Source organism: Psychrobacter sp. A3 (assembly GCF_028823565.1).
GTDB lineage: Bacteria > Pseudomonadota > Gammaproteobacteria > Pseudomonadales > Moraxellaceae > Psychrobacter > Psychrobacter celer.
Genome location: NZ_JAPEHS010000085.1, coordinates 1 through 11,033 on the forward strand (window position 1 = coordinate 1; position 11,033 = coordinate 11,033).

Annotated in this window: 7 protein-coding genes; 4 read left to right on the forward strand and 3 right to left on the reverse strand. The window is 45.5% G+C overall.

Features of this window, described 5'->3' with window-relative positions; genetic code table 11:
* Window positions 1-209 precede the first annotated feature (209 nt).
* Genes NK638_RS10350 through NK638_RS10360 form a run of 3 tightly spaced genes read left to right on the forward strand, consistent with a single transcriptional unit; the run spans window position 210 to window position 1,816 of the window.
* Window positions 210-617 carry an OsmC family protein gene (locus NK638_RS10350; protein ID WP_342454288.1) on the forward strand — a complete coding sequence of 136 codons (408 nt, stop codon included), beginning with the start codon at window positions 210-212 and terminating at the stop codon, window positions 615-617.
* 23 nt (window positions 618-640) lie between these two features.
* Window positions 641-1,105, forward strand: a complete 465-nt coding sequence (locus NK638_RS10355) for a flavodoxin family protein (protein WP_274632963.1) — start codon at window positions 641-643, stop codon at window positions 1,103-1,105.
* 54 nt (window positions 1,106-1,159) lie between these two features.
* Entirely contained in the window at window positions 1,160-1,816 is a 657-nt protein-coding gene (locus NK638_RS10360; protein ID WP_274632964.1) for a DUF938 domain-containing protein, read from the forward strand.
* Between the two features lie 50 nt (window positions 1,817-1,866).
* Here the strand turns inward: NK638_RS10360 and ppc are convergent, their stop codons facing one another.
* Complete coding sequence (gene ppc / locus NK638_RS10365; protein WP_274632965.1) at window positions 1,867-4,647, reverse strand: phosphoenolpyruvate carboxylase; 2,781 nt, start codon at window positions 4,645-4,647, stop codon at window positions 1,867-1,869.
* A gap of 697 nt (window positions 4,648-5,344) precedes the next feature.
* On the opposite strand from ppc, the gene NK638_RS10370 reads away from it, so the two are divergent.
* Complete coding sequence (locus tag NK638_RS10370; protein ID WP_274632966.1) at window positions 5,345-7,492, forward strand: catalase; 2,148 nt, start codon at window positions 5,345-5,347, stop codon at window positions 7,490-7,492.
* 62 nt (window positions 7,493-7,554) lie between these two features.
* Here the strand turns inward: NK638_RS10370 and NK638_RS10375 are convergent, their stop codons facing one another.
* On the reverse strand, window positions 7,555-8,448 hold the full coding sequence (locus tag NK638_RS10375) for a DUF3142 domain-containing protein (protein ID WP_274632967.1): 894 nt from the start codon (window positions 8,446-8,448) through the stop codon (window positions 7,555-7,557).
* A gap of 18 nt (window positions 8,449-8,466) precedes the next feature.
* Complete coding sequence (locus tag NK638_RS10380) at window positions 8,467-10,626, reverse strand: hypothetical protein (RefSeq protein ID WP_274632968.1); 2,160 nt, start codon at window positions 10,624-10,626, stop codon at window positions 8,467-8,469.
* Window positions 10,627-11,033: the final 407 nt, after the last annotated feature.

Sequence of the window (11,033 nt, forward strand, 5' to 3'; positions counted from 1 at the left end):
CAATGGTAGTGTGGCTCCGGCCATGTGAGAGTAGGTCATCGTCAGCTCCCTATTCCCTAAAAGCCCCCTTCTGTGAAAGTAGAAGGGGGCTTTTTTTTTTGGGATGGGTTAAAGCAGTGTTCTCATGTATTGATTGGCTACTAGTTATTATTCGTTCATTCCATTACACTATTTATAAAGTGCGTTTAAGCTATTTAACAGGAATGAAAATGATAACCTCAAAAGTAACCTATCAAGGCGACTTGCGTACTAACGCTATTCACTTGCAATCAAACAATGAAATTATTACAGATGCACCCACTGACAATCATGGCAAGGGTGAGGCATTTTCGCCAACCGACCTGTTAGCGACGAGCTTGGCAAGCTGTATGCTAACGATCATTGGTATTAAAGCCCGTGATATGGAAATCGATATTGCAGGTACTAGTGCTGAGGTGATCAAAGTGATGACAGCTGATCCAAGGCGCGTCAGTGAAATACATGTTGCTATTTCTTTTAATCAGGAGCTCGATGAAAAAACACAAAAAGTATTTTATAACACTGCGCTGACTTGTCCGGTTGCGAAAAGCATCCATCCTGATATTATGCAAAAGGTAACTATTCATTCTAAGAACTGATATATTTTATAACGGTGATTAATATGGCTACCAAAACCTTGCTTATCGTCGCGCATGCACCATCACCGAATACTAAAAAGTTGGCGCAAGCCGCTCATGACGGTGCTAATCACCCTGATATAGATATCAACGTGGTTCTCAAAGCACCACAGGATACGCAGCCTGAAGACGTACTAGCTGCAGATGCTTTGTTGTTAGGTACGACTGAGAATTTGTCTTATATGGCAGGACTGACCAAGGATTTCTTCGATCGCTGTTATTACGCGGTATTAGAGCACAAACAGGGGCTGCCTTTTGCATTATATATTCGCGCAGGACACGATGGCACAGGGACTAAGAATGCGATGAAAATGATTACGACGGGGCTGCGCTGGGAATGGATTCAAGAAGCGCTAATTTTACAAGGTGATTGGCAAGAGGTGTTTGTAGAGCAAGTGGAAGAGCTTGCGATGACGCTAGCTGCTGGTGTTGAGGCAGGTATTTATTAATATATTAGCTTTGGATTGATAATTTATATATAAGAAAGCAATCGTAAGAACGTTATGAATAAAGACAATCTCGGAAATACCGATATCAGTAGCGCAGACAGACTACCTTTTTCACAAGCTTGTGAAAATAATAAACAGCCTATCCTAGAAGTACTACAAAAACAACTGCAAGACTCTACTCATGTATTAGAAGTAGGCTCAGGAACCGGTCAGCATAGTGTGTATTTTGCGCCAAATTTGCCGCACCTACGATGGCAAACCAGCGATGTAACTGATAATCATCAGGTGATACAAGCTTGGCATGAGAGCTATCCTGCGCCAAATTTACATGCGCCATTAGTATTTAATCTCACGACAGATTCTATTCCAAAGTTGCAAGACGCTCCACCTTATGACGCTATTTTTACTGCCAATACCTTACACATTATTGCTTGGTCTTTGGTTGAGAGGCTATTTGAGTTGGCCGGAGAAGCATTACCGTTAGACGGCAAGCTGATTGTTTACGGGCCATTTAATGAAAATGGGCGTTATACTAGCGCCAGCAATCAAAGCTTTGATTCATCATTAAGGCAGCGTGATCTTAATAGCGGTATTCGCCATAAAGAAGATATCACTGCTTTAGCCAACGCCCACCATTTAACATTAATGACTCAATATCAGATGCCAGCGAACAACCAAATTTTGGTTTTTCAAAAAATAACCGCTAACTAAGTCAGCGGTTACTTTTACCTTAAGACCAATATCGATATCAAAATTGAGCGTTAGCCAGTATTGCGCAGTCCGGCTGCAAGGGCATTGATACTGCGAATTAGTGGATCTTCTACCGCCAGTTTATCGGTACTTTTAGCATCCTTATTATCGGGTTGGCGCATGCGTTTGAGCAGCTCGATTTGGATATAGTTGATCGGGTCTAAGTAAGCATTGCGCCATTGTAAAGACGCTGCCAGCTCTTGCTGTGTGGACAATAATGAGGTTTGCTCGAGCAGGGAGTTTAGGCCAGAGTGAGTAAGCGCGTGCTCGTGCTCGACAGCCTGCATGACTTCTGTGCGTAAGCGCTCGTCTTTGCACAGATGACTGTAGGCGTGGGCGATATTCATCTCCGATTTGGTAAAGGCCATTTCGATATTGCTGATAAAGGCGCTAAAAAACGGCCAGTTTTTATTCATCTCTTTCATCAGTCCTTCGTTTTGTTTGACACTCTCTAATGCCGTGCCCACGCCATACCACGCAGGAAGGGTAAAGCGGGCCAATGACCAGCCAAACACCCAAGGTATCGCCCGAATTGTTGATTTGCTTGGCAAGCCTTTTTTGCGGTGGGCAGGGCGCGAGCCGATATTTAGTAAAGAGATCTCTTGTACGGGCGTGGCCTCGGAGTAAAACTGATAAAACCCGTCTGTATTATCCGTCAGTGCCCGATATTGCTGCTCGCCTGCATCGGCTAAGTCTGCAAACAGTGCTTCATAGCTATCGAGCTGGGCCGGCTGCGCCACAAAGCGTGATGAGCTGGCTTTTAGCGCGCCTGTGATACCCATGGTCAGCTCAAACACTGCTGTATCTGGATTAGCGTATTTGGCATAGAGCACTTCGCCTTGCTCGGTAAACTTGATTTGTCCGTTTAATGTACCAGCGGGCTGCGCGGCAATGGCCTGATGAGTTGAGCCGCCGCCGCGACTGACAGAGCCGCCGCGGCCATGGAACAGACGGGTGCTGATGCCGTATTGGTTGGCAATACGAGTGATGGTTTGCTGGGCGCTATACAGCTGCCAAGCCGAGGTGATAATGCCGCCGTCTTTAGAAGAGTCGGAGTAACCCAGCATAATCTCTTGAATATTGCCTGAGTGCTCAAGTAGCTCGCGATACAGGGGGGTGTCCAGTACCGTTGGCATGATTTTATCGATGTTTTTGAGGTCTTCGATGGTTTCAAACAGTGGCGCTACCGGCAAGGCGGCAAATAAGTGTCCGTCGTCATTGATACCAGACAAACCCGCAAAACGCATTAGCAGCAGTACTTCTAGTAGTTGACTGGCGTTATTGGTCATCGAGATGACGTAGCTGCCAAAAGTATCGTCGCCGACCAGTTTGCGCAGTTTGGCCACCGACTGCATCAATGCCAGCTGCTCACGGGTTTGTTCGCTTAAATTATCGGTATAAATCAGCGGTGTGCCTGGTTTTTGTAGTAGGCGGGTCAGCCACTCTTGGCGCTCTGCTTCGCTTAGCGCCTTGTAATCGGGCAAGTTGGAGGCATTGGCAAAAATATCGGCAATGACCTCGCCATGATAGCCTGAGTCTTGGCGAATATCGAGCGCGGCCAGATGAAAGCCGCAGGTTTTGACCAAGCGGATGGTATCTAGCAGTAGCCCTTCGGCATGGGCGCTATCATGCGTGTTGACGCTCTTGCGGATAAGGCGTAAGTCATCTAACAGTGCGGCCGGCGATAAGTACGCGTCTTTTGCTGCATTGTCGTCTGTGCCTTGGCTTTGGATATATTGGTTGGTGGCTTTTATTTTGGCAAGGATGAGTGATAACAATCTACGGTATGGCTCATGATTGTAGTCATCAGGGTTATAACAAAACACCTGCTGATCCAGCTCGCTATAGTCTTTAATTCGCTCATAAATCTCGGGCGCGATGGTGACGATGCTATCGCTATGAATCAGCTGGCGGCGCAGCTTTCGGATCAATACTTGGTAATGGCGCAGCACGGTATTGGCATGCATCAACACGGCCATTTCTGTGGTCTCATGAGTGACGAAGGGGTTGCCATCTCTATCGCCGCCGATCCAAGAACCAAAATTGACAAAAGCGGGCAGCGCATAGTCACTAAGCTCTGGATAAATTTCTACGATTGCGTCTTTGATATTGCGATAGACTTTCGGTATGGCGGTAAAAAGACTGGCATCAAAATAATGCAGGCCATTATTAATCTCATCATAGACTAAGGGTTTACGAGTCCGCACCTCATCTGATGACCATAGTAGATCAATGGTTTCTGCGGTTTTTTGTTTGGCCTGCTCAAAGGCGAGACTACCCTCAGGATAGACACCCATGGCATCGGTATGTTCGTATAGCGTTTGCAAGATGTTCATCGTCGTACGGCGACGCGCCTCGGTAGGGTGCGCGGTAAAGACTGGGATAAATTTTAGCTGATCGATGAGCTCTTTGATTTGTTCAGGTTCGATCTGGCGCTCGCGGCATTCTGATAAAGTGCGACGAAAAGAGCCTTCCCAGCTTTGGTTGGACTCTGCGCGCATCACTTGCCGCTGCTCACGTAAGTAGTTTTCTTCGGTCAGGTTTGCCAAAAAAAAGTAAATAGAAAACGCGCGAATGACGTTTTTTAGTGTCTGATTGTCTAGCGAGGCGATGAGCTCGATAAGTTGCTTTTTTTGTCCGTCGTTATGCTCGCGGCGCTCTTGGATAAAACCTTGGCGTAAGGTCTCGATGGTATCTAAGGTTTTTTGCCCAGATTGGCGAGAGATGGCCTCACCTAAAAACGATCCTAATAAACGAATGCGCGCACGCAATACGTCGTTATCTAATAACATAACTGTCTTCCTTGTCTATAACTAGGGAATATATCCAATAAAGCTTGGATATGGCTATTTTCCTTACTTAACGAACAATACGCCCTAGACGGATGAATAAAGACGGCCCGTAAATACAGTTACGAACCGCCTTATACAAAGTGATGCATCAGGCCTTTTATGATGGCTATAAGCGATGGTTATAAAAATTTTGCTTGATCAGAACTCGCCGCTAGTGTTTGCCACAGCTTTGATGCTGGCTGACTTTATTTTATGCCTGTCCTTATAATTTAACTGATAATAGGCCCGAACGCTATCGATATTCTTTAGCCAAAAAATCCAAAGAGCGCTGCCATGAGCGTTAAGGACTTAGCAATATATTTGATGATAGTAATGTGCTAAGAGTTTGGCTCGTTGGTTTAACCAAAAATCAACAAGCTTCACGATATATGTGACATAAATCGCGAAGTTTTTAAGTAAGATGAGTGATGAGCACCGTGGTTGGCATTGCTAGCGGTTGACATTGCGAACGGTTGCCACTGCCAGTCATAGTAGCGAAAGAGCAACAATAAAAATTTAGATCATCAACCGCTGCGTAACCCATAAAACATGAAGCGACAGTCGAAGTTACTATATAGATACAAGGATATAAATACTGGGTTTACGCGCTTTGGATAGTCTCATCAGAGGCCATTTCATTCATCAGCTAGGATATCTTATGAAAAAGCATCTTGATCATACTGACCCCGCAAAAGACATGAACCCAACTCGCGGCAATGGCGGCGAGACTCACCAACGTGCAGACGACGACACAAAAGCGCTCACCACGCAGCAAGGTGTCGTTATCTCTGATAATCAAAACTCTTTGAAAGCTGGTAGCCGAGGCCCGAGTCTTTTAGAAGATTTTGTCCTGCGTGAAAAAATCAACCATTTTGACCATGAGCGTATCCCTGAGCGTATCGTCCATGCGCGTGGTAGCGCCGCACATGGTTATTTTGAGCTAACAGAATCGTTAGAAGAATATACGACCGCCAAAATTCTTACAGAAACAGGGAAGCAGATACCTTTATTTACGCGTTTTTCGACTGTGGCGGGCAATAAAGGCTCAAAAGATACGCCTCGCGATGTCCGCGGCTTTGCGGTAAAAATTTATACCGAAGAAGGTAATTGGGATATCGTTGGTAATAATATGCCGATTTTCTTTATTCAAGATGCTATTAAGTTTCCTGATCTCATCCATGCAGTCAAGCCAGAGCCTGATCGTGGTTTTCCGCAAGCGGCATCTGCGCACGATACCTTTTGGGACTTTGTCTCGCTAAGCCCAGAGACGATGCATAACCTGATTTGGCTTATGAGTGATCGTGCATTGCCGCGTAGCTTTAGCATGATGGAGGGCTTTGGTATTCATAGCTATCGTTTGATTAACAAAGACGGAAAAAGTACCTTTGTACGTTTTCATTGGAAGCCAGTAGCAGGTGTACAGTCGCTTACTTGGGATGAAGCGGTAAAAATATCTGGTGCTGACCCTGATTATAACCGCCGTGACATGTATGAAGCGATAGAGGTAAAAATATCTGGTGCTGACCCTGATTATAACCGCCGTGACATGTATGAAGCGATAGAGAACGGTATGTATTTTGAGTGGGAGTTTGGTGTTCAGTTATTTACTGAAGAAGAAGCCAATGAGTTTCCATTTGACCATCTAGATGCGACCAAACTGATTCCAGAAGAGATGGTGCCTGTTAAAATCATCGGTAAAATGGTCTTGAACCGTAACCCAGATAATTTCTTTGCAGAAACTGAGCAAGTGGCGTTTTGTCCTTCGCATCTGCCGCCAGGTATCGACTTTAGTAACGATCCCTTATTACAAGGCCGTCTATTTAGTTATTTAGATACTCAGTTGTCGCGTTTGGGTTCGCCAAACTTCGCGCAAATCCCTATTAATGCGCCAAAATGTCCGTTTGCCAATAACCAGCAAGACGGCCATATGCAAATGCAAGTGCCTAAGACTCGTGTCCTTTATGAGCCACAAAGTCTAGATCTAGACCGTCCACGTGAAAGCGTTAAAAAGGGCTTTGAGTCGTATGCAGAGCGCTTAGATGATAATGTAAAAGGCCGTATTCGCGCAGAGAGCTTTGCAGACCATTATAGCCAGCCGCGTATGTTCTACCGCAGTCAAACGCCAGCTGAGCAGGCACATATTGCGACGGCTTACGCATTTGAGCTGGGTAAAGTAGATACTCCTCATGTACGTACCCGTATGCTTGGCCACCTGCTGCATATCGATGAAGATTTGGCCAAGCGCGTGGCAACTGCCTTGGGTATGGAGTTGCCAGAGCCTGCTGATGCGGCAGCGCCTGTACAAGACATGGCGACATCAGAGGCTGTACAAACCATCGGCCGTACGCCTAAGAGCTTAAAAGGCCGTTTGGTTGGTATCTTAGTGGCTGAAGGATCAAACCATGAGCAAGTTAAGAAGTTTGAAGATGCTATTAACGCTCAAGGCGGTATGGTCAAAATTGTTGCTCCTAGCAAAGAAGTCAAGCTTGACGACGATACGCGTATCCAAGCAGATGAGCGTGTCGCTGGCGCACCATCAGTATTCTTCGATGCGGTAGTGAGTATCATTATGCCGGATCAAGCTAAAAAACTAGCAGAGGATAGCTCAACGCTAGATTGGTTTACTGATGCTTATGTACACTGTAAAGCCATTGCTTATTGCGGTGCAACGGATGAGTTTATCTTAAGTAAACTTCCTGTAGAAAAAGATGAGTTTGTCACACCGCTCGCTGAGCTTGACAGCTTTGTAGAAAATGCAAAATCTCGTCTATGGGAGCGTGAGCCTAAGGTACGTGACTTGGCTTAATCCTATGAAGTTGTAATTATGATGAAGAAAAACTCAGCCTAAGTGCTGAGTTTTTTTATTTTTTAGCGCAAGAACACCACATAACCTTGAAAGTGTGGATTGTCTTCTAAAAATGCAGCCCCTTGCCATTGACCACCTTCAATGATGCCCACTTTAAAATCAAAGGGCAGGTCTTTTAGCCGTATGAGGTGCTGCGCATAATTCGTCAAGGTGGTCGAGCCCTGATAAGTTTGTATCACCAGCTCGTCGATGGCGTCATTAAGCTGAATAAACTGAGAGTCTTCGGCTTGGTTTGACCAGTCCAGCAGACCTGTCACACTGAGTTGATACTGCGCGGGCAGCTGCTGACGAATCTGCTTAAGCAAAGCGGCGTATTCGCCCAATCGGTAGGTTGGCGCATCATAATCTATTTGGATACCCATGACGTGATTGCCTGCGCGTTGCCATTGCTCTAAGCGCTTTATAAGCTGTGGCATGACGTCCTCAGACCACGTCTGACTGGTCGCACGGTAGACCAGCCACATTTTTTTACCGCGTAAAGGTCGCACACCTAGTCCCTGCGTTATCAATGTCGCTGGTAATGCCTGAGCATTATTGTCATGGGTATCAGGGCGATAATAGGGCATGTTGGGCGCACGTATCTCACCTTGTAATAGATACAACGTATGCGCTTGGCTGAGCTTGGTACTGTCTTTGGGCGGTGTCCACAGCCAAAACTGCTGGTAATCATTGGCTTGGATATTGGTAGTGTTCGTGGGCATGGTAATAGAGCCAATTTTACTGGCATTACTATCCTGTGATGGTATCTGCGTTATCTGCTTAGATGGCGCAGATGAAAAACGGCTTGTACCTTGATAGTAAACCAAAGCGGCAAATATAATAATACCCAGACCCAGCAAGCCTAACAGCCATCGCTTAAACGTAAATTGCTGATACTTTTGTAGATGATTACTCACACCAGTAGCCCGTCATATTTACCAATAGTACTTTTGGTTTTTTGCCCAAGTGGTTTGGCTAAAGTCAGATTTGAGACGTTTAAACCATGCTTTGCGCACAGACAAATCAACCTGCTTATCACCGCACTGGTTGTTACCCGAGCTGGCAAAACAACCTATGGCACGATGCAGCGCATAGGCGGACAGCTCGTCATCTTGACTGTCTGTAAATATGGCGCGGTAGATATCGAGTCTGCTGAGTGTTTGACCTGAGAAGCGACTGGGGACGTCACCTAAGTACGGATAGGGCTTACTTGGATCATCGTCAACAATATAGCGAGACTCTTTGTCGTAGTCATCGAGGTAGCTAGTCAAATCGGTATCATACATAAACTCGGTCAGACACAAGGTTTGTAGTCTGTCGTTAGGGCGTTTACTGAGGCGCGTCACCGTGGTTGTCAAGTTTTGACACTTAATATTAGGGCTGATTTGTTTACCTTGCCAGTTAAATTGACTAAAAGTAGGGAGGTGCTTTAAGGTCTCATCCTTACTGCTATAGCCTTGATATTTTTGGGCGTCCTTTGGCAAATAACGCTGCTGGTAGGTTAAATAATCGTCGTAGCGTCCATGTATCAGTGATTTGGCGAGCAGCGCGTAACGCGCCTCAGCACCCAGTGCGTTTGTATTTGCATGATTGTCTGCAATTTGCTTTAGTAAGGTAGGGTCGGCTGAATATTTGATGACGCGCATCTTTAAGGCTTGTGATTGTATACTGGTATCAGTAAACAATGAACGGTAATCGTTGGTCTTGTCAGCATGCAGTGCTAATGCCAGTTCAGTAACGGTGTTTTGAAACGGCTGCTTGGGCAAGGTATGTAGCTGCTGCCATAGGGTATTGGCTTCATCGGTGCGCCCGAGTTGCTGTAATGCTTTTGCTTTTAAAACGTATTGGCTAAATTGATTATAAGACAGCTTACCCGTTGGCGTAGCGGTGGGCAAATAGGTTAGGGCGCGTTCTGGATTATTTTCTTGTACAAAATAATAGGTCGCGATCAGATACTGATACAAGTCCATACTGCCTTTAAACTTGGGCTTTAGACGCTCAAGCGCTGCCAATGTTATGGGTTTGGTGTTCATGAAGTTGCTGGCAGGTCGTAGACGATATAGGGCAAAACTGGTCAGCAATATGGGGTCATTAAGCACATTGATATCGACTTGTTTATCACTATCTGGAAAAAACAATCGTCTCTCAATCTCTTCTGGCAAGCGGCGACTGTCTAGGTTAAAGGCCAATGAATTTGTATGCTCAATTTGCCATTCTATTTCATCAACCAATTGTTCTTGCTTCCCTGACAGCCAATAGAGTCGGCGCTGTAATCCGCGAGCGGATGCCGTATACTGCCCTTTTTTAAAGCGGCTGAGATAAGTATTGATGGCGCTTTGCGTGCTGGCAAACAGTCTTAGGTCAACCGTTTTATGGTCATAAAAATAATCTTGCGCGCCTTGCTGATAAATACGATTGATGCCTGTGCGAATCAGCATATAGTTGACCGTATCGAGCAGCCAAGCGCGTCCTGCATTATCCCCCGCATCAAGCGTGGTCAACGCGCTATATAGGTTATGCGCGCTATCAAAGTCTGATTTTTTGCCCAAATAAAACAGTTGTGTCGCCATGATGTAGTCCGCGTAGGGCTGTGCGTGGACAGACCACTTTAACGGAAAAGTAGCAGTATCTTTGAGCGCAGCGGTCTCATCATTAAATGAATCGGTACACTCACTGCGAATGGCGTCACGAAATTGCATCAGTTGTGCGCGCTCTTTTGGGGTTAATGCCTGATCTAGTGTTAGCGCGTTTTCTAGCGCTGTTTTACCTGTATAAAAGCTATTACAGTACTCAGCATAATTGCTGGTTTTAGAGGGCTCTAAAAAAGACTGATTGGGATTTTGTACTTGATTTACTGCCGCGTGCTTTAATGTGCGTAAGTTAAGCGGAAAGTCATAATAATAACCGCTGGTATGTAGCGTGTCAGGCTCATCAAAGGTGATTAAGCCCTTATCGGCAAGTAATAAATACAAATTGGTCTGGGTGTCATTGCCAGTATCTAAGGTGGGAAAGTTAATCTGACAGGCATTGTAGTAGCGATTGTCTAACGAAAAGTTAGAGCCACAGTATTCGCCGCCACCTGCTTGTGCAGACATACCAACGCTCATCAGACTGGCTGTCAACAAGCCTAAAAGCAAACTTTTGGGAACAGAGTTCAAAAAAGGTGAGGGGTGTCGTGTTGTATTGTCTGCGGTAGATTTCATAGCCAACTCGTGAGCGCGTACTGGATTGGAGTCTGTAATCATAACAGAGTTTTATTTTATCAATGTTATTTTTCCCCACAAAAATCAGCTTATATACCACAACGTGTCATCAACTAGTCCTAAGTCTGATACCTAAAATTTTAGCAAAACGCTTAAACGACGAATTGCAAGGAGCAAACGGAGTACAAGCGTTCATTGAAAGTCGAGTCGTACATAAGCTTCTGTACTACAATCAAAGCAAGGGGTGTCATCAGCCCGCAGGGACAGGACTCTTTTTTGCCGCTTCATCGTTAAAAATA

Excerpts from the sequence above, each read along its gene's own strand:
- NK638_RS10350 (WP_342454288.1), top strand. The coding sequence starts at position 210 with ATGATAACCTCAAAAGTAACCTATCAAGGCGACTTGCGTACTAACGCT.
- NK638_RS10355 (WP_274632963.1), top strand. The coding sequence starts at position 641 with ATGGCTACCAAAACCTTGCTTATCGTCGCGCATGCACCATCACCGAAT.
- NK638_RS10360 (WP_274632964.1), top strand. The coding sequence starts at position 1,160 with ATGAATAAAGACAATCTCGGAAATACCGATATCAGTAGCGCAGACAGA.
- ppc (WP_274632965.1), bottom strand. The coding sequence starts at position 4,647 with ATGTTATTAGATAACGACGTATTGCGTGCGCGCATTCGTTTATTAGGA.
- NK638_RS10370 (WP_274632966.1), top strand. The coding sequence starts at position 5,345 with ATGAAAAAGCATCTTGATCATACTGACCCCGCAAAAGACATGAACCCA.
- NK638_RS10380 (WP_274632968.1), bottom strand. The coding sequence starts at position 10,626 with ATGTCTGCACAAGCAGGTGGCGGCGAATACTGTGGCTCTAACTTTTCG.